The sequence below is a fragment of the Mesorhizobium sp. 128a genome (assembly GCF_053848025.1).
This window is the reverse complement of record NZ_JBSPKY010000001.1, coordinates 238,482-258,102: the sequence shown is the minus strand read 5'-3', so window position 1 is coordinate 258,102 and position 19,621 is coordinate 238,482. Positions and strand designations below refer to the sequence as shown.

The window sequence follows — 19,621 nt, the reverse complement described above, 5'->3', positions numbered from 1 at the left end:
ATCAGAGCAATTCCAGGGAAAGTGTGAGCGGTTTCCCGTTCGGAATTGCGTTAAAGCAAAGAGATAGAGCGGTTCGCCGTTTCCAGAAACGGTGAAACGCTCTAGCAGGAATCGGCCAGCCTCGGACGCGGCCTTTTGGAGCTTTACGGGCGAATGAGCGAAGCCGGAAATTCGGGACCAAAAAGCCTGGAGATAGCAAAGGCCGCCGCTTATCGTGTGCTGGCGCGCAAGTACCGTCCGTCGAATTTCTCCGAGCTGATCGGCCAGGAGCCGATGGTCCGCACCCTGACCAACGCTTTCTCCACCGGCCGCATCGCCCAGGCCTGGATGCTGACCGGCGTGCGCGGCGTCGGCAAGACGACGACGGCGCGCATCCTGGCGCGAGCGCTCAACTACAAGACGCCGACAGTCGACCAGCCATCGGTCGACCTTGCCGTTTTGGGCGAGCATTGCCAGGCAATCATGGAAGGCCGCCATGTCGACGTCATCGAGATGGACGCGGCATCGCACACAGGCATCGACGACATCAGGGACATTATCGAGCGTGTGCGCTATGCCCCGGTGTCGGCGCGCTACAAGGTCTACATCATCGACGAAGTGCACATGCTCTCCACCCAGGCCTTCAACGGCCTGCTGAAGACGCTGGAAGAGCCGCCGCCGCACGTCAAATTCATTTTCGCCACCACCGAAATCCGCAAGGTGCCGATCACCGTCCTGTCACGCTGCCAGCGCTTCGATTTGAGGCGCATCGATGCCGGCGCGCTGGTTGCGCATCTCTTCTCGATTGCCGGCAAGGAAGGCATTTCGGTCGACGACGACGCATTGGCGATGATCGCACGCGCCGCAGAAGGTTCGGCCCGCGATTCGCTCTCCATCCTCGACCAGGCGATCGCCCATGGCGGCGGCGCCGTCAGTGCCGAGGCGGTGCGCGCCATGCTGGGGCTGGCCGACCGCGCCCGCATCGTCGACCTGTTCGAACATGTGATGAAAGGCGACGTCGCCTCAGCGCTGGCCGAATTCCGCGCCCAGTATGACACCGGCGCCGATCCGGCCGCGGTGCTCACCGATCTGGCCGAATTCAACCATCTCGTCACCCGGCTGCGCTTCGTGCCGACAGCTGCCGACGATGCCTCTCTGTCCGAGGACGAGCGCCGGCGCGGCGCCGACTTCGCCAAGACGCTGTCGGTCAAGGTGCTGTCGCGGACCTGGCAGATGCTGTTGAAAGGCATCCCAGAGGTGCAGTCTTCCAACCGCCCGGTCAGTGCCGGTGAAATGGTGCTGATCCGGCTGGCCCATGCCGCCGACCTGCCGACGCTGGACGAGGCGCTGAAATCGCTGGAGAGCGGTGCCTACGTTTCGAGCGGCACGCCGCGTCCGAACGGAGCGCCGGCCAGCCCCGGCCCGGCAGCACCAGGCAATGGCGGCGCAAGTGCCGTGGCCCAGTCGCGCATGCCGAATTCCGGGGGCAGCGGCGCGCAGACCATGCGGCTGGTCGAGCCCGAACCGTTGCCGGCGAGCTTCGTTGCAGCACCCGAGCCGGTGGTCGAAACGCCGCCGGTGCCGGTGAAATCGCTGGCCGACATCGTCGCCCTTGCAGACCAACAGCGCGACATGGCCTTCAAGGTACAGGTCAAGCGTTGCGTGCGCCTGGTGCGCATCGAACCTGGGCGCATCGACGTCAGCCTGACCGACGATGCGCCGAAGATGCTGCTCAACGAGCTGACCGCCAAGCTGCGCGCCTGGACCGGCCGCAACTGGCTGGTGTCGCTGTCGAAGGAAGAGGGCGGCCAGACTCTGGCCGAGATGGAATCGACCAAGCGCGAGACCGCTTTCTCCGATGCGAAAAGCGATCCGACGGTGGCCGCCATCCTGGCGCGTTTTCCCGGCGCCAAGATCATCGACGTGCGAATTCCCGATGCGCCGGAAGTCGACACGGACAAGACCGAAGTGCCGGTCGAGCCGCTATCCGACGACGACGAAAACTGACCACAGCACGAATCGGCAAAGGACCCGACCATGAAAGATCTTCTCGGCCTGATGGGCAAGGCGAAGGAAATGCAGGCCAAGTTCCAGGCCATGCAGGACGAGATCGCCACGCTTGAAGCAAGCGGGCAGGCCGGCGGCGGCCTGGTCAACGTCACGCTGACCGGCAAGTTCGAGATGAAGTCGTTGAAGATCGATCCATCGCTGTTCAAGGAGGACGACGTCGAGATCCTCGAAGACCTGCTTCTGGCCGCTCACAATGACGCCAAAAATAAGGTCGAGCAGATTATGCAGGAGAAGACCAAGGCGCTGACTGCAGGCTTGCCGATCCCGCCCGGAATGAAATTGCCGTTCTGAGCCGGCTCCACCAGTTAATTGATTATGAACGGAAATCGGCTGCAGGGGCTATTGTTAAGACTTTCCCCGGCTTTGCTCACGCGGACATATCCGGGCATTTATAAAGTTTTACCTATGCTGCACGAATGCTAATCCTTTAGCCATCTTTTTGCCTTTAAGAGTCTCATTCTTGCCACATCTCGGGACGGGTGGCATCTGGAAAATGAGGCACTTTTGTTGATCGCGACGCGATGGAAGACGCCGCTGTTGCTCGGCATCATCTCTTCCCCCCTGTTTCTGGCGGGTTGCAGCCAGACCACTTCTTCCCACGGCATGTCGGTCGCCAGCCTGACTGACGCCATCACCCCCAGCTTCCTCTCGACGCGCGCCTATGGCCACACGCCGAAGGAGAAGGAATGCCTGGAACGGGCGATGTTCTTCGAATCCAACCGCTCGAGCCGCGACGGCATGATCGCCGTCGGCACAGTGGTGATGAACCGGCTGCGCTCCGGCAACCATGGCAGCACCATTTGCGAGGTCGTCGGCGAACCGGGCCAGTTCGCGCCAGGCGTGATGACGCGGCCGATGAATTCCAAGGCGATGCCCGACGTCGAGGAAGCCGCCGAAGCCGTACTCAAGGGCGAGCGCAAGGCCAAGCTGAAGAACACGATGTACTTCCACACGGCCGGCCTGAAGTTCCCCTACAAGAACATGCATTACACCATGGTTGCCGGCGGCAACGCCTTCTACGAGAAGCGCGGCCGCAACTGGCAGCCGCTGCCGGATGAAGGCACGACCATGGTTGCCTCCGCGACGCCGCGTGCGCCTGTGCCTGAAGCGCCGGTGCAGGTGGCTTACGCCGAGCCGGTGGTGAAGACGATTGTCCGTCCCGATCCTGCCAAGCAGGCCGCTGCGTCTCGCGCGGCCCAGGCAATCGCCGCTCCAGCCGACCAGACCTATGTGACGGCTGCCGCAGCGCCGGCAAAGAGCGGCCGCGTCGCTGCCAAGCAGACGGTAGTGGCGATGCAGGAGCCGATGGCCGAGCCGGATGCCTCGCGTTTCGGCGGCACGCTGAACGCCCGCTACATCACCTCGGTGCCGTCAGCGTCGCAGGAAGCGTCGATGGGCTTCCAGTCGACACCTGAGAACACCGACGCCATCGGCGCGATGATTGCCAACCAGACCCGGCCGGCTTCAGCCTACTGAGGTTTTAGAACAAAGAGCGTCTCACGGCCCGCCATGGCAGTATGGTGGGCCGTTTGCATGTGTGGCGTGTTTCAAACCGCGTCGAAAAATCCTAGATCAATGCGATGTCCAAGCGAATCGCCGGTCCCGAGATCGAACGCCTGATCCAGCTCCTGGCCAAGGTGCCGGGGCTCGGGCCGCGTTCGGCGCGGCGCGCCGCACTGCATCTGATCAAAAAGAAGGAGCAGCTTTTGTCGCCGCTCGCCGCGGCCATGGGCGAGGCGGCGGACAAGGTGCGTATCTGCACGACCTGCGGCAATGTCGATACGGCGGATCCCTGCATGATCTGCACCGATCCGCGCCGCGACGCCGCCACGCTGATCGTCGTCGAGGATGTATCGGACCTCTGGGCGCTGGAGCGGGCGGCGGCCATGAACGTGCGCTACCACGTGCTCGGCGGCACGTTGTCGCCGCTCGATGGCATCGGCCCCGAACAGCTCAACATCCGCTCGCTGGTAGACCGTGTTGCCGGCGGAGAGGTCAAGGAGGTGATCCTTGCCGTCAACGCCACGGTGGAGGGCCAGACGACGGCGCATTACCTCACCGACCAACTCTCCGGGTTTGAAGTCAAGGTGACAAGGCTGGCACATGGCGTGCCGGTCGGCGGTGAGTTGGACTATCTCGATGAGGGTACCCTTGCAGCGGCTCTGCGCTCTCGGACGGCGTTTTGACACGATTGGCGGGGATGCTTCTGAAATGATCGCGTTCCGTCACACCCCCCTCTGTCCTGCCGGACATCTCCCCCGCAAGGGGGGAGATCAGATGTCATCGCCGCTTTCGCCAATCTCCACGGTTGCAAGAAAGAGCGCGACATCAATTTTGCCTATCTCCCCCCTTGCGGGGGAGATGTCCGGCAGGACAGAGGGGGGTGTGAAGGAACGCCACCTTGGTGTGTTCGGCTTTCTCTTTCTCTTTGCCGCACTAAGCTTTTCCTTCCTCTCCCCCGCCTCGGCCACAAAAATCGACGACCAGTTCCGCGCCTGGCTGCAGACCGATCTCTGGCCGGAAGCCCAGACCAAAGGCATCTCCAGGAAAACCTTCGACGCCGCCTTCGACGGTGTGAAGCCGAACCTCAAATTGCCGGACCTCCTCCCACCCGGCGAAAAGCCCAAAACCCCGCAGAAGCAGCATCAGGCTGAGTTCGGTTCGCCCGGCGCCTATTTCGCCGAAAAGACGGTTCGTGCCGTCACATCAGGTGGGCGCACGCGCGAGGCGGCCAACACCAAGACGCTGGCCGCCATCGAGAAACGCTACGGCGTGCCGGGCGAGGTGCTGCTGGCGATCTGGGGTCGCGAAACCGGCTTCGGCGCGGCGAAGATGCCTTACGACGCTTTCGAAGTGCTCGGCACCAAGGCGTTCATGTCGACCAAGAAGGATTTTTTCCGCACCGAAACCCTGGCCGCGCTCGAAATCGTAGAGCGCGGCCTGGCGCCGGTCGGCGCCATGAAATCGTCCTGGGCCGGCGCGCTCGGCCAGCCGCAATTCATGCCGACGTCGTTCCTGAAGCATGCCGTCGATTTCGACGGCGACGGCCGGCCCGACATCTGGAATTCGACCCCGGACGTGCTGGCCTCGATTGCCAACTATCTCGTCCACTATGGCTGGGTGAAGGGGCGTGGCTGGGGTTTCGAGGTGACGGTGCCCGGGAGTGTCTCCTGCTCGCTCGAAGGTCCCGACCAGGGCAAGAAAATCTCAGCCTGGGCGGCGATGGGCATCAGCCGTGTCGGCGGCAAGGCGTTTCCGGCCAGCGAACTGAAGTCTGAAGGCTTTCTGCTCATGCCGGCCGGGCGCAGCGGACCGGCCTTCATCGCGACGCCCAATTTCTATGTGCTGAAAGAATACAACACCAGCGACCTCTACGCCCTGTTCATCGGCCATGGCGCCGACCGCATCGCCCATGGCGATGCGACCTTCGCCGGCAGTTGGGGTCCGGTCGGTGGCCTGCACCGCTCCGACATCGCCGCGCTGCAACGGGCGCTGGAGGCCAAGGGCTACGACGTCGGCAGCGCCGACGGCCTGCCCGGCTTCAAGACCCGCCGTTCGATCGGCAGCTGGCAGGAAAAGAGCGGCCGCGCCGCCACCTGCTTTCCCGACGCCGATCTGGTCGCTGCCCTCAAGTAGCTGAAACTTCGCCGCTTTTTCCGAGGAATTTAGCCGGCGCCGCGCGGTCGCCGGGCTACACCAACTGCCAAGTCTGTTTGTCGTGCAAATGCGCATTGTCGGTTCGAAAGCCGCCGGATATGGTGTTGACCAACTGGACAAAAACCACGACGGTAGCCGGTCGGCGGCGATACGCAGCCTCGAAAGAACACTGCGGCCCAGAGCCGGGAACTCTGGGTCAACAATCAACAAAACAGGGAACGATCATCATGATGTTGGAAAAGTTTGCTCTACGCTCTCGCGCATTGCTCGCAGGAGCAGCGCTGTCGGCGTTGCTTGTAGCGCCCGCCTTCGCCGTGACGCCCGCCGACACGCTGGTCGAGGGTTTCGCCATCGACGACATCATCACCATGGATCCGGGCGAGGCGTTCGAACTGTCGACCGCCGAGGTCACCGGCAACACCTATGACCTGCTGGTCCGCCTCGACCTCAGCGACACCTCCAAGGTCAAGGGCGACCTTGCCGAAAGCTGGAGCGTTTCCGACGACGCCCTGATCTACACCTTCAAGCTCAAGCCGGGTCTGAAATTCGCCTCCGGCAATCCGGTCACCGCGGCTGACGTCGCTTACTCGTTCGAGCGCGCCGTCAAGCTGGACAAGAGCCCGGCCTTTATCATCGGCCAGTTCGGCATCACCGGCGACAACGTCACCGACAAGGCCAAGGCCGTCGATGACACCACCTTCCAGTTCACCGTCGACAAGGCCTATGCGCCAAGCTTCGTGCTGAACTGCCTGTCGGCAACCGTTGCTTCGGTCGTCGACGCCAAGCTGGTCAAGGAACATGTCGCCGCGGTTACGCCGAGCGCCGACTACAAATGGGACAATGACTTCGGCAATGCCTGGCTGAAGACCGGCTATGCCGGGTCGGGCGCCTACAAGCTCCGCGAATGGCGCGCCAACGAAGCCGTCGTCATGGAGCGCAACGACAATTATTACGGCGAAAAGGCCAAGCTTGCCCGCGTCATCTATCGCAACATGAAGGAAAGCTCGGCCCAACGCCTGGCGCTCGAAGCCGGCGACATCGACGTTGCCCGCAACCTTGAGCCGAACGACCTCGACGCCATCGCCAAAAACGCCGATCTGACCACCACCAGCGCGCCGAAGGGCACGGTCTACTACATCAGTCTCAACCAGAAGAACCCGAACCTCGCCAAGCCCGAGGTTCGCCAGGCCTTCAAATATCTGGTCGACTACGATGCGCTGGGATCGACCATCCTCAAGGGCATCGGCGAGATCCACCAGACCTTCCTGCCCAAGGGCGTGCTGGGCGAGCTGGACGAAAATCCGTTCAAGCTCGACGTCGCCAAGGCCAAGGACCTGCTGGCCAAGGCCGGCCTGGCGGATGGTTTCAGCGTCACCATGGACGTGCGCACCGGCCAGCCGACCACCGGCATGGCGGAATCGATCCAGCAGACGCTGGGCCAGGCCGGGATCAAGCTGGAGATCATTCCCGGCGACGGCAAGCAGACGCTGACCAAATACCGCGCCCGCAACCACGACATCTATATCGGCAATTGGGGCCAGGACTATTTCGATCCGAATTCCAATGCCCAGACCTTCGCCTCGAACCCGGACAATTCGGATGCCGGCAAGTCGCACACGCTGGCCTGGCGCAATTCCTGGGACATTCCGGACCTGACGAAGGAGACGGAAGAAGCCCTGCTGGAAAAGGATGCGGGCAAGCGCGCTGCGATATATCAGGACCTTGAAAAGAAGATCCTCGACACCAGCCCCTTCGTCATCATCCACCAGCAGCTGGAAGTCGCGGGCCTGCGCAAGAACCTCAAGGGCTTTGCACTCGGTCCGAGCTTCGACACCAACTTTGTCGGACCGGTTTCCAAGGAATAGCGCCGGCAAACGCGCCGCATGAGCGCGATTCAAAACGAGACGGCGGCAGGGCGCGGCAGCGCCCGCGCCGTCGCCCTTGCATCGGCGATCGGCCGCTTCCTGGTCATTGCGGTGACGACCTATCTTGGTCTTCTCGCGGTCACCTTCTTCATTGGCCGCGTCATCCCGATCGATCCGGTTCTGGCGGTGCTGGGCGACCGCGCGCCGGCCAACGTCGTCGAGCGTACGCGCCGCGAAATGGGCCTCGACCTGCCGTTGATCGAGCAGTTCTATATCTACGTGAAGAATGCGCTGAATGGGGATTTCGGCACTTCGGTACTGACTACCAATCCGGTCATGACCGACATCCGTCGCGCCTTTCCGGCAACCATCGAACTCGCGACTTTGGGCACGCTGATCGGTTCGGTCATCGGCGTGCCGCTCGGCGTGCTGGCCGCGGTTAAACGCGGCAGTCTCATCGACCAGATCGTGCGTGTCATTGGCCTGATCGGCTATTCCGTGCCGATCTTCTGGATCGGGCTTCTGGGGCTCGTGCTGTTCTACGCCAAGCTGCAATGGGTGGCGTTCCCGGCACGTCTCGACGTCGTCTACGAATACACTTTCACGCCGATCACCGGCTTCTATCTTCTCGACGCGGCCATGCAGGGCCAGTGGGACGTCTTCTACGACGCCTACCGCCACATTATCCTGCCGGCAGGACTGCTCGGCTATTTCTCGCTTGCCTATATCAGCCGCATGACGCGCTCCTTCATGTTGAACGAGCTGTCGCAGGAATACATCGTTGCCGCGCGCGCCAAAGGCCTGTCCGAGACCCGCATCATCTGGGGCCATGCGCTGCGCAACGCCGCCGTGCCGATGGTGACCGTGATCGCGCTGTCCTATGCCGGGCTGCTCGAAGGCTCGGTGCTGACCGAGACGGTGTTCTCCTGGCCGGGCATCGGCCTCTACATCACCAATTCGCTGCAGAATGCCGACATGAACGCCGTGCTGGGCGGCACCATCGTTATCGGCTCGGTGTTCATCGGCATCAATCTCCTGTCCGACCTGCTCTACAAAGTGCTCGATCCGAGGACCAAGGTCCGATGAGCGTCCAGACCATCCAGAGCCGTCGCGAGTGGCTGCTCAGCGAGCGGCCGGCCTCGCGCATGCAGGCAAGGCTCGGCCGCGCCTATGTTGCCTGGCAGCGTTTTTCCGCTAACAGGCTGGCGTTCCTCGGCCTCTTGATCATCATCGCGCTGCTGGTCGTGGCGGCCTTTGCAGATGTGCTGGCGCCCTATTCGCCAACCATCGGCGACCTGAAGAATGCGCGCCTTTCGGCACCGAGCAGCGCCCACTGGTTCGGCACAGACGATCTCGGCCGCGACATCTATTCCCGTATTCTCTACGGTTCGCGCTGGACGCTCTATGTCGTCATTCTCGTCGCCATCATCGCCGCGCCCATCGGCCTCCTCGTCGGGACCGTCGCCGGCTATGCCGGGGGCTGGACCGACGCCATCCTGATGCGCATCACCGACATTTTCCTCGCCTTCCCCAAGCTGATCCTGGCGCTGGCCTTCGTTGCAGCACTGGGACCTGGCATCGAGAACGCGGTGCTGGCCATCGCCATCACGTCGTGGCCGCCTTATGCCCGCATCGCGCGCGCGGAAACGCTGACCGTGCGCAATTCGGATTACATCAAGGCGGTGCAGCTGATGGGCGCTTCGCCCTTCCGCATCGTGCTGCGCCACATCATGCCGCTCTGCATCTCCTCGCTGATCATCCGGGTGACGCTCGACATGGCCGGCATCATCCTGACCGCCGCCGGTCTCGGCTTCCTCGGCCTCGGCGCGCAGCCGCCGCTGCCGGAATGGGGCACAATGATTGCGTCCGGCCGCCGCTTCGTTCTCGACCAATGGTGGGTGGCCGGCGCGCCGGGCTTCGCCATCCTCATCGTCAGCCTCGGCTTCAACCTGCTCGGCGATGGGCTACGCGATGCGCTCGATCCCCGGAGTGGTGACCAATGAGCGGCCCGCTTCTCGACGTCGACGATCTGCGCGTCGATTTCCCGACCCGCACCGGACTGGTCCAGGCGGTGCGCGGCGTCTCGTTCTCCCTTGGCCGCGAGCGGCTGGGCATTGTCGGCGAAAGCGGGTCCGGCAAGTCGCAGACCGGCCGCGCCATCATGGGCCTGACGCCGCCGCAGGCGCGTGTCTCGGCCAGGAAACTCGCCTTCGATGGCGCAGACCTGTTGGCCATGCCGGCCCGCCAGCGCCGGGCGTTGCGGGGAAACCGCATCGCCATGATCCTGCAGGACCCGAAATACTCGCTCGACCCGGTGATGAGCATCGGCCGCCAGATCGTCGAGACGCTACGCACGCATGAGAAAGTGTCGAAGGCCGAAGCGCGCGACCGCGCGCTTGCCATGCTGGAAGCCGTGCAGATCCGCGATCCGGCCCGTGTCTTCGACCTGCATCCGCACGAAGTCTCCGGCGGCATGGGCCAGCGCGCCATGATCGCCATGATGCTGATCGCCGGGCCGGAACTGATGATCGCCGACGAGCCGACCTCGGCGCTCGACGTCACCGTGCAGCTTGACGTCCTCGGCATCCTCGACCGGCTGGTTGCCGAACGCGGCATGGGGCTGATCTTCATCTCGCACGATCTGCGCCTGGTTTCCTCCTTCTGCGACCGCGTCGTCGTCATGTATGCGGGCAAGGTGGTCGAGCAGCTCAAGGCGTCTGAACTGCGCGACGCCCAGCATCCCTACACGCGCGGCCTGCTCAACTGCATGCCAAGGATCGGCTACGAACGCCATCCGCTGCCGGTGCTCGACCGCAAGCCGGAGTGGGCGGCATGACGCCAGCCATTTCCATCGATGGGCTGGAGGTGGTGTTCGACCGTTTTCGCGCGCTGAAGGGTGCCAGCCTTGAGGTGAAGTCAGGCGAATCCTTCGGCCTGGTCGGCGAGAGCGGCTCCGGCAAGTCGACGCTCCTGAAAGCAATCGCTGGCCTTGTACCGGCCGCGTCCGGCACCGTCACCGTCAATGGCAAGACACTCGGCGCCCGCCGCGACAAGGCCTTCTATCGCGAAGTTCAGATGGTCTTCCAGGACCCGTATGGCTCGTTGCATCCGCGCCAAACCGTCGACCGCCTGTTGCAGGAACCGCTCGCCATTCACGGCTTTCCCGACGGCGAACTGCGCATCCAGCGTGCATTGGACGAGGTCGGTCTCGGCAACGGTTTCCGCTTCCGCTACGCGCACCAATTATCAGGCGGCCAGCGCCAGCGCGTCGCCATTGCCCGCGCACTCATCCTCGAACCCTCGATCCTGCTGCTCGACGAGCCGACCTCGGCACTCGACGCCTCGGTGCAGGCCGAGGTGCTGAACCTGCTGGAAGAGGTGAGGCGGCGCCGCAAGCTGACCTTCCTGATGGTCAGCCACGACCTCGCCATCATCACCCATATGTGCGAGCGGCTGATGGTGATGCAGAACGGCGAGGCAGTGGAAAATCTGACCGCGAGCCAGCTGATCGGGCACCGCGTGGAGAAGGATTACACGCGGAACCTCCTCAGGGCGAGCGAGGGGTTTGTGCGGGGCTGATAGGGTTCGCGTACCGTTCTGTCGCGCCCCCCTCTGTCCTGCCGGACATCTCCCCCACGGGTGGGGAGATTAGCTGTTGCCGCAGCTTTCGCCAATCGCCAGGGTTTTGCATGATCAGCGCGGCGCCGAAGTTGCCGATCTCCCTCCTTGTTGGGGGAGATGTCCGGCAGGACAGAGGGGGGCGCGAAGGAACTCGACCTTGACCTACGCTACAGCGGCGACGTCTTCCGGGACCGCGCTATCTTGCCCCTTCGGTTCCTTGATCCGGAACCACGTCACATAAAGCGCCGGCAAAAACAGCAGCGTGATCGCGGTGCCGGCGATGATGCCGCCCATCATGGCGTAGGCCATCGGCCCCCAGAACACTTCGCGCGCAATCGGGATCAGCGCCAGGCTGGCGGCGGCGGCCGTCAGCGCGATCGGCCGCATGCGATGCTCGGTCGCCTCGATCACCGCTGCCCATCGATCCTTGCCCTCCGCGACGAGATCCTCGATCTGCACGATCAGGATCACCGAGTTGCGGATCAGGATGCCGATCAGCGCCAGCACGCCCAGAATGGCGACGAAGCCGAGCGGCGCGCCGCTCGGCACCAGCGCCGCCACCACGCCGATCAGGCCGAGCGGCGCTACAGCCACCACTAGGAACAGGCGCTGGAAGCTCTGCAGCTGGATCATCAGGATGGTCGCCATGACGAACAGCATCAGCGGCACTACGGCGGCGATCGGTCCCTGGCTTTTGGCGCTTTCCTCGACCGAGCCGGCGGTGGCGACCGAATAGCCTGGCGGCAGCTTGGCGATGAAGGCGTCGACCGACGGCTTCAATTCGTTGACGACGGTTGCCGGCAGCACATCACCGACCAGGCCGGCGCGCACGGTGATCGTGGGAATGCGGTTGCGCCGCCACACCGTCGGCTGTTCGAGGTCGTAGCGGAAGTTGGCGACCGCCGCGAGCGGGATCGCCTCGCCATTGCCGGTCGGCAGTTGCATGTTCTGCAGCGTGTCGATCGAGCCGCGTTCGGCCTCGCGCGAGCGGGCGACGACATTGATCAGATAGGTGGCGTCGCGCACCTGGGTGATGGTTGCGCCGCCGACCGTGCTGTTCAGCGCGCTGGCGATGTCGGACGAGGTGATGCCGAGTTGCCGCGCCTTGTCCTGCAGCACGTCGACCCTCAGCACGCGCTGCGGCTCGTTCCAGTCGAAGGTCGGCGCCGCCAACTTCGTGTTGACCGAGATCAGGCCGGCAAATTGCTGCGCCAGATCGCGCACCGTTTGGATGTCCGGTCCGCCGACGCGGTACTGCACCGGGCGGCCGACCGGAGGCCCGAGTTCCAGCGGCTTGACGAAAGCATCGGTGCCGACGAACTCCTCGCGCAGCAGCTTCTCCAGTTGCGGCTTCAGCCGGTTGCGGGCTTCGATGCTCTTGGTGACTATGACGGTTTGGCCGAAATAGGGATTGGCCGGCTGCACGTCGAAGGCGAGCAGGAAGCGCACCGCGCCCTGGCCGATATAGGACGAGAAATGGTCGATGTCGGGATTGCCGGCCAGCGCGCGGCCTTCGAAACGCTCGATCTGGTCGCGCGTCTCGGTGATCGACGAATTCTGCGGCAGGTTCCAGTCGACGATCAATTCCGGCCGGTCCGAAGGCGGAAAGAACTGCTGCTGCACAAGGCCGAAGCCGGCTATCGAGCCGGCAAACAACAAGATCGTGACGATGATGGTTAGCCAGTGATACCGCACGGAGCCGACCAGCACACGCCGGAACAGACTGGTGAAGCGTCCCGGTTGCTCGTGCTTTTGCTTCATCGTCGCCGGCAGGATGGTGACGCCGAGCAGCGGCGCGAAAAGCACCGCCACGATCCATGATACCAGCAGCGACACCGCTATGACGACGAACAGCGTAAACGTGTATTCGCCGGCGGCGCTGTTGTTGAGGCCGATCGGGATGAAGCCGGCGACCGTCACCAGCGTGCCGGTCAGCATCGGGAACGCGGTTGAGGTGTAGACATAGGTCGCCGCCTTGCGCAGATTGTCGCCGACCTCCAGCCGCGCCACCATCATCTCGACCGCGATCATGGCGTCGTCGACCAGCAGCCCGAGCGCGATGATCAGAGCTCCCAGCGAGATGCGCTGCAGCGAGATGCCGAGATAGGCCATGACCGTGAAAGTGATAGCCAGCACCAGCGGGATCGACAGCGCCACGACGAAGCCGGCACGCATGCCGAGGCTGATGAAGGACACGGCGAGCACGATGGCGACAGCCTCAAACAGCGCCTGGGTGAAGCCCGAAACCGCTTCCTCCACGATCACCGGCTGGTCGGCGACCAGATGCACGCCGACGCCGACCGGAAGGTCGGCCAGCACCTCGTCCATTTTCTTCTCGAGCGCCGCGCCGAATTCGAGCAGATTAGCATTCGGCTTCATGCCGATGGCGAGTCCGATGGCGTCCTGGCCGTTGAAGCGGAACAGCGCCGTTGGCGGGTCGGCATAGCCGCGCCCGATCGTCGCCACGTCGCTCAGCCGGAAGAAGCGGTCGTTCACGCGCAGATTGATGCCGCGCAGGCTCTCTTCTGAAGTGAACTGGCCGCCGACGCGCACGGAGACGCGCTCAGGTCCGGATTCGATGACGCCCGACGGCGTGATGGCGTTCTGGTCTTGCAGGCTCTTCACGATCGCCTGCTGGTTGAGGCCGAGGGCTGCGATCTGGCGGGTCGAGAATTCGAGATAGATGGCTTCGTCCTGCGCGCCGACCAGATCGACCTTGCCGGCATTGGGTACGGTCAGGATCTGGGTCCTGACATCCTCGACATAGTCGCGCAACTGGCGCGGGCTCAGCCCGTCCGAAGTGAAGGCGTAGATGTTGCCGAAGACGTCGCCGAAGCGGTCGTTGAAGAACGGCCCCTGCACGCCTTGCGGAAACTGCGCCCAGATGTCGTCGACCATGTTGCGAACCTGGGTCCAGTTCGCAGCGACATCGCGCGCCTTGGTGGTGTCCTTCAGGTTGACGAAGATGACGGTCTTGCCCGCCGTGGTGACTGAGCGGGTGAAGTCGAGGCTGTCGAGTTCCTCGAGCTTCTTTTCGATGCGGTCGGTGACTTGCCGCACCGTCTCATTGACAGAGGCGCCCGGCCAGTTGGCCTGGATGACCATGGTCTTGATGGTGAAGTTCGGATCTTCCTCGCGGCCGAGATTGAGGTAGGCGAAGATGCCGGCGACGACGAAGACCAGCATGAAGTACCACACCAGCGAGCGGTGGTTGAGCGCCCAGTCGGAGAGGTTGAACCCCTTCATGACGCTCCTCCTTGCGGGATTTTGACCTTCTGGCCCTCCACCAGGCTGTGGACACCGGCGGTGACGACGCGCATCCCCGCTTCGAGCCCTTCGGCGACGATGAAGCTGGCGCCGTTCTTCGACGCGATCTTGATGTCGCGCGTCGAGACGCTCGATGTCTTCTCATCGACGATCCAGACCTTGTCGCCGCCATTCTTCTGCAGCAGCGCCGACAGCGGCAGCTCAATCGTTGCCGCCACTTTTGCCACGCGTGTCGCCGTCACCGTCGAGCCGAGCCGGAAGGCCTGCGGCGGATCGGTGAGCGTCAGCCGGACGCGACGGCTGCGGGTCGAAGCATCGGCCTGCGGCGCGATCTCGCGCAATGTCGCCTTTGTCTGGATGGACGGCAGCGATTGCAGGATGACCTCGAACGGCGTGCCGACGGCGAGATCGCCGGTCAGCTGGTCGGGAATGTCGACCACCGCTTCGCGCAGGTCGGAACGCGCCACGGTGACGATCGTCTGGCCGGCCGAAACCGTCTGGCCGACCTCGGCACCGGTCGCGGTGACGACGCCGTCGAAGTCCGAGAACAGCCGGGCATAGCCCAACTGCTCCTGCGATTTGGCAAGGGCCGCCTTGGCCCGCTCGACGCCGGCTTCAGCCGCTTGCCTCGCCTGCTGCGCGGCATCGAACACGGCCTGCGAGGTGTTGGCCGCGGCAAGCAATTGGCGCTGGCGGTCCTCGCTGGCGGCGGCGTTGGCGAATTGCGCCTCTGCATTGGAGAGTTCGGCCTTGGCCGCCTGTACCGCAAGTTCGAGCGCCGTCGGATCGAGCGTGGCGATCGTCGTGCCCTTGCTGACGATATCGCCGACCTTGACGTCGCGCGAGACGACCCGCCCGAGCAGCCGGAAGGCGAGGTCGGCGCTGACCTGCGGCTCGATGGAGCCGGCAAAGCCGAAGGTCTGCGTCGTCTGCAGCTCGATCACCATCGACAGCACCGGCCGAATGATCTCGGGCGGCTTTTCCTCCGACTTCGAACAGGCAGTGAGTGTCGCCAGTGCAACCAGGGCAGGTGCAAAAGACAGGATACACCGCCTCATTGTGCTGCTCCCGAGATCTCGACCGTCTGTCCGGGGCTGAGCAGCTGGCCGCCGGCGGTGACGACGCTCTGCCCGGCCTCCAGTCCCTTGTCGACGACGACCACGCCGGAATCGAAGGCCAGCACATTGACCAGGGCTGTTGCCACCGCCTTGGTCGAGGGATCGACCACCCAGACGGCCGGCTTGCCCTCGATCGAGGTCAGCGCCTGCCAGGGCAGGATGACCGCTTTCGCCGGTATGGCGTTGACCGAGCCGATGACGGTGGCTCCGAGGGGCATGCCGGCCGGCGTGTCGGCAATGCCGACCTTGACCCGGACCGAACCCGAAGCCGGATCGACCGCCGGCGAGACTTCGCGAACCTTGCCTGTCGCCTTTACCTGCGGGTCGGCCAGCAGTGTAATCGTCACCGAAGGCGATGGCGCTGTCTTGGCGACCAGCGTCTCCTGGACGTTGAACACCGCGTCGCGGTCGCCGTCCTCGGCGATGGTGAAGACGGTCTGCGCCGCCTGCACCACCTGCCCGGCCTCGACCTGGCGGGCGGTGATCACGCCGGCCGCACCTGCCTTCAGCTCGGTGAAGGAGAGGTTTTCCCTGGCATTGGAAAGCGCGCTTTGCGCCTGCTCGACACTGCCTTGCGCCACTTTCTGCGCCTGGTCGGCCGAATCATAGTCGCGCCTTGTGGTAAAGCCCTGAGCAAGCAGCGTCTTTTGCCGTTCGAAGGCGGCGGCGGCCTGGGTCAGCTGCGCCTGCGCGGCATCGAGGTCGGCCTGCGCCGAGCGCAAATCGGATTCCTGCTCCTGCGGATCGATACGGGCAAGCACAGCATCCTTGTCGACATGCTGACCAACATCGACGAGACGTTCGGCGACGCGGCCGCCGACACGGAACGACAGATTGTTCAGCGTGCGCGCCGCGATCACGCCGGTCAGCGAGGTCCTCGGCGCATAGTCGGCCACCGCCACCGTCTCGGTGCGCACCATGATCGGCAGTTTCTTGGCGGCCGCCTCCTGCTTCTGGCAGCCGGCCAGAATGAGCGGCGCGATCGCACAGATGAGAAGGATTGGGGAAAACGAAAAAAAACCGGAGGCCGGGGGCTGCGGGGCGGACGAAGTCACGTTCCTGCTCATGGGTCCCTCACCGATCCGAACCGCTCATGACGGGTGAGCTGTCACAGACGTCAGGAGGATAATCGATCCCAAGGAAAAGGAAACCTGTCTCGTACGTGTATCCGGCTGTCGAAGCACCCCGCACAGGTGACAGGCCCAATCGCCGGGCGACCGTGCCAACTTGAGCAAAACGTGAAATAAGGTCAGAAGGGCCTTGGCAATCATCAAACGAGAACGGGCGCCGGCCCGATGAGGGATGAAATGAAGAACGCAGCCATTTCCGAACGGAAGAACCAGTCGATTTCGCGCGGCGTCGGCATGACGACGCAGATCTACGCGGACCGCGCCGAGAATTCGGAGATCTGGGACGTCGAGGGCCGCCGCTATATCGACTTCTCCTCGGGCATCGCCGTCGTCAACACCGGCCATCGCCATCCCAAGGTGATCGAAGCGGTCAAGGCGCAACTCGATCGCTTCACCCACACCTGCCATCAGGTGGTGCCCTATGAGAGCTATGTCCGGCTCGCCGAACGGCTGAACGCCATGTTGCCCGGCAAGTTCGAGAAAAAGACGATCTTCGTCACCACCGGCGCCGAGGCGGTGGAGAACGCCATCAAGATCGCCCGCAACGCCACCGGCCGCCAGGCCGTCATCGCCTTCGCAGGCGGCTTCCACGGCCGCACCTTCATGGGCATGGCGCTGACCGGCAAGGTCGTGCCCTACAAGGTCGGCTTCGGCGCCATGCCGGCCGACGTCTACCATGCGCCGTTCCCGGTGCCGCTGCATGGCATCTCGGTTGCGGATTCGCTGGCGGCGCTCGACAGACTGTTCAAGGCCGATGTCGATCCGGCCCGTGTAGCTGCCATCATCATCGAGCCGGTCCAGGGCGAGGGCGGCTTCTACGATGCGCCACGCGAATTCCTGACCGCGCTGCGCAAGCTCTGTGACCAGCACGGCATGCTTCTGATCGCCGACGAGGTGCAGACCGGCTTTGCCCGCACCGGCAAGATGTTCGCCATGGATCATCACGAAGTCGCGGCGGATATCACCACCATGGCGAAAAGCCTGGCCGGCGGCTTCCCGCTGTCGGCGGTCACCGGCCGCGCCGAAATCATGGATGCACCCGGTCCCGGCGGCCTCGGCGGCACCTATGGCGGCAGCCCGATCGGTGTCGCTGCAGCACACGCCGTGCTTGATGTGATCGAGGACGAAAAGCTCTGCGACCGCGCCAACGCGCTCGGCGCCCGGCTGAAGCAGCGCCTGTCGGCGATCCGCGACGACGTGCCTGAGATTGTCGACATCCGTGGCCTCGGCTTCATGAACGCGGTCGAGTTCAACGACGTCAAGAAAGGCCTGCCGTCGGCCGAGATCGCCAACGCCATCCGGCTGAAGGCGCTCGACAAGGGCCTGATCCTGCTGACCTGCGGCGTCTACGGCAACGTCATCCGCTTCCTCGCCCCGATCACCATCCAGGACAACGTCATGAACGAGGCGCTCGACATCCTGGAAAGCTCGATCCGCGAAGTCTGCGCGGCCTGAGTGCCTACCCTCCCCCTCGTGGGGAGGATAGCTGCGACGCAGCGGGGCGGGGGCGGCGCCAAGCCCCCACCCAGACCTGCGTCCGACCTCCCCACAAGGGGAGGTAAGGAGGCGTCAGCCCGCAGCCCTAGCTGGCTCATCCTGCTGAAACGCCGCCAGCGCAGCCTTCAGCCCCTCAGGACCTTGCGCCACCGTCTGCGGCGTCGGCGAGAAGCCGGCGCCGAGCATCTTGCGGCCCAGCATGTGGTCGCCGGGCCGGTTGACGGATTCGATGCCGAGCAGGCGGCTTCCGGCATAATGGTAGATCGAGAATTTGTTGTCGGGCAGATCGCCCAGCACGACGTGGCTGTCGCCGCCCGAGGTCAGCCCGACCATCTGCAGTTTCATGTCGCCAATGTCAGACCAGAACCACGGCACCGCCGAATAGCTGTCCGTGTGACCAACGATGGTGCGCGCGGCAAGCCGTGCCTGATCGGTGGCGTTCTGCACCGATTCCAGCCGCACGTCGCCGCCGGTCAGCCAGTGACGGTAGGATGCGGCATCGCCGATAGCGAGGATGTCCGGTGCCGAGCTGCGCATCTGCTGATCGACGCGGATGCCGTTGGCGACAGCAAGGCCGGCGGCTTGCGCCAGTTCGACATTCGGCACGGCGCCGATGCCGACGATGACCATGCGCGCCGGCAGCCTTTCGCCTGATGAGGTGAAGGCAGCCGCGACATGGCCGTTTTCGCCGTCGAGCCTGGCAATGGTGGTGCCGGTGAGGATGCGCACGCCGATTGCTTCGAGCCGCTGGCGGACATGGCTCGCCACCACCGGCGCCACCGCCCGGCCGAGCAGCCGGTCGACCGCTTCCACCACGGTGACGTTGCGGCCGGCGGCTCTGAGCGTCGCGGCGATCTCCAGCCCGATGAAGCCACCGCCGAGGATGACGACGTCTTCGCTCTCTACGCTGAGTTCGCGGATCAGTCGCGCATCGGCGATCGAGCGCAGCGACAGCACACCGGAAAGGTCGGCGCCCGGCAGTGGCAGAAGCCGCGGCCGCGAACCGGTGGCGAGGATAAGGCGGTCGAAGGCAAGCGCGCCGCCGCCTGCTATTTCCAGCCTGTGGCCTGCCGTGTCGATGCTGTCGATTCGGATGCCTGGCCTGAAGTCGATGGTGCTGCCTATATAAAAGGCCTCGCCGCGCAATGGCTGCGGTTTGGCCTCGGCATCCTTGATAAAGGTCTTCGACAGCGGAGGCTTGTGGTAGGGCAGTTCGTTCTCGTCACCGATCAGCACGACCGGGCCATCATAACCCTCTTCGCGCAGGCTCGCAGCCGCCTGCACGCCCGCATGACCCGCGCCGACAATGATGACACCGTTCTTCATCGCAAACCCGAATTCCGCTTTTGAATCTAAGCTGTCTCGGTACATGGCAATTGTCTGCCGCCGCCGCAACAAGCCCGTTCCGGGTCGCACC

At 64.1% G+C, this 19,621-nt stretch carries 15 protein-coding genes; 11 read left to right on the top strand and 4 right to left on the bottom strand.

Annotation, left to right across the window (positions count from 1 at the left end; translation table 11 throughout):
* Nucleotides 1-153: 153 nt before the first annotated feature.
* The 10 genes from ACWTU9_RS01190 to ACWTU9_RS01145 all read left to right on the top strand — a co-directional run bounded on the left by ACWTU9_RS01190 (nt 154) and on the right by ACWTU9_RS01145 (nt 11,150).
* On the top strand, nt 154-1,986 hold the full coding sequence (locus tag ACWTU9_RS01190; RefSeq protein ID WP_455856728.1) for a DNA polymerase III subunit gamma/tau: 1,833 nt from the start codon (nt 154-156) through the stop codon (nt 1,984-1,986).
* Between the two features lie 30 nt (nt 1,987-2,016).
* Nucleotides 2,017-2,340: a YbaB/EbfC family nucleoid-associated protein gene (locus ACWTU9_RS01185; RefSeq protein WP_454588116.1), complete on the top strand. Its 324-nt coding sequence runs from the start codon at nt 2,017-2,019 to the stop codon at nt 2,338-2,340.
* A gap of 216 nt (nt 2,341-2,556) precedes the next feature.
* Nucleotides 2,557-3,525, top strand: coding sequence for a cell wall hydrolase (locus ACWTU9_RS01180; protein WP_455856727.1), 969 nt, complete (start codon nt 2,557-2,559; stop codon nt 3,523-3,525).
* A 104-nt stretch (nt 3,526-3,629) separates the two neighbouring features.
* Nucleotides 3,630-4,235, top strand: coding sequence for a recombination mediator RecR (recR, locus tag ACWTU9_RS01175; protein ID WP_455856726.1), 606 nt, complete (start codon nt 3,630-3,632; stop codon nt 4,233-4,235).
* Nucleotides 4,236-4,410: 175 nt separating this feature from the next.
* Nucleotides 4,411-5,685, top strand: coding sequence for a lytic murein transglycosylase (locus ACWTU9_RS01170; protein ID WP_455856725.1), 1,275 nt, complete (start codon nt 4,411-4,413; stop codon nt 5,683-5,685).
* A gap of 248 nt (nt 5,686-5,933) precedes the next feature.
* The gene (locus tag ACWTU9_RS01165; RefSeq protein WP_455856724.1) at nt 5,934-7,571 is read left to right on the top strand and encodes an ABC transporter substrate-binding protein; all 1,638 of its coding nucleotides are present in this window, start codon (nt 5,934-5,936) and stop codon (nt 7,569-7,571) included.
* 18 nt (nt 7,572-7,589) lie between these two features.
* Nucleotides 7,590-8,657 carry an ABC transporter permease gene (locus ACWTU9_RS01160; RefSeq protein WP_455856723.1) on the top strand — a complete coding sequence of 356 codons (1,068 nt, stop codon included), beginning with the start codon at nt 7,590-7,592 and terminating at the stop codon, nt 8,655-8,657.
* Nucleotides 8,654-9,574, top strand: coding sequence for a nickel transporter permease (gene nikC / locus ACWTU9_RS01155; RefSeq protein ID WP_455856722.1), 921 nt, complete (start codon nt 8,654-8,656; stop codon nt 9,572-9,574). The genes ACWTU9_RS01160 and nikC overlap by 4 nt, the downstream gene beginning before the upstream one ends.
* Nucleotides 9,571-10,407, top strand: coding sequence for an ABC transporter ATP-binding protein (locus ACWTU9_RS01150; protein ID WP_455856721.1), 837 nt, complete (start codon nt 9,571-9,573; stop codon nt 10,405-10,407). Before nikC ends, ACWTU9_RS01150 begins: the two co-directional genes overlap by 4 nt.
* Entirely contained in the window at nt 10,404-11,150 is a 747-nt protein-coding gene (locus tag ACWTU9_RS01145; protein WP_455856720.1) for an ABC transporter ATP-binding protein, read from the top strand. Before ACWTU9_RS01150 ends, ACWTU9_RS01145 begins: the two co-directional genes overlap by 4 nt.
* Before the next feature lie 204 nt (nt 11,151-11,354).
* Here ACWTU9_RS01145 and ACWTU9_RS01140 read toward each other — a convergent pair whose 3' ends face one another.
* The 3 genes from ACWTU9_RS01140 to ACWTU9_RS01130 are packed head-to-tail and all read right to left on the bottom strand — an operon-like array spanning nt 11,355 to nt 16,644.
* A complete protein-coding gene (locus tag ACWTU9_RS01140) occupies nt 11,355-14,438 on the bottom strand; it encodes an efflux RND transporter permease subunit (protein ID WP_455856719.1) in 3,084 nt (1,027 codons plus the stop codon).
* Nucleotides 14,435-15,517 (bottom strand): efflux RND transporter periplasmic adaptor subunit, encoded by a 1,083-nt coding sequence (locus ACWTU9_RS01135; RefSeq protein ID WP_455856718.1) that lies wholly within the window; start codon nt 15,515-15,517, stop codon nt 14,435-14,437. Before ACWTU9_RS01135 ends, ACWTU9_RS01140 begins: the two co-directional genes overlap by 4 nt.
* Nucleotides 15,514-16,644 carry an efflux RND transporter periplasmic adaptor subunit gene (locus ACWTU9_RS01130; protein ID WP_455856717.1) on the bottom strand — a complete coding sequence of 377 codons (1,131 nt, stop codon included), beginning with the start codon at nt 16,642-16,644 and terminating at the stop codon, nt 15,514-15,516. The genes ACWTU9_RS01135 and ACWTU9_RS01130 overlap by 4 nt, the downstream gene beginning before the upstream one ends.
* A 240-nt stretch (nt 16,645-16,884) precedes the next feature.
* On the opposite strand from ACWTU9_RS01130, the gene ACWTU9_RS01125 reads away from it, so the two are divergent.
* On the top strand, nt 16,885-18,162 hold the full coding sequence (locus ACWTU9_RS01125) for a 4-aminobutyrate--2-oxoglutarate transaminase (protein ID WP_455856716.1): 1,278 nt from the start codon (nt 16,885-16,887) through the stop codon (nt 18,160-18,162).
* A 114-nt stretch (nt 18,163-18,276) separates the two neighbouring features.
* On the opposite strand, the gene ACWTU9_RS01120 is transcribed toward ACWTU9_RS01125, so the two are convergent.
* Nucleotides 18,277-19,530 (bottom strand): NAD(P)/FAD-dependent oxidoreductase, encoded by a 1,254-nt coding sequence (locus ACWTU9_RS01120; RefSeq protein WP_455856715.1) that lies wholly within the window; start codon nt 19,528-19,530, stop codon nt 18,277-18,279.
* Nucleotides 19,531-19,621 lie beyond the last annotated feature (91 nt).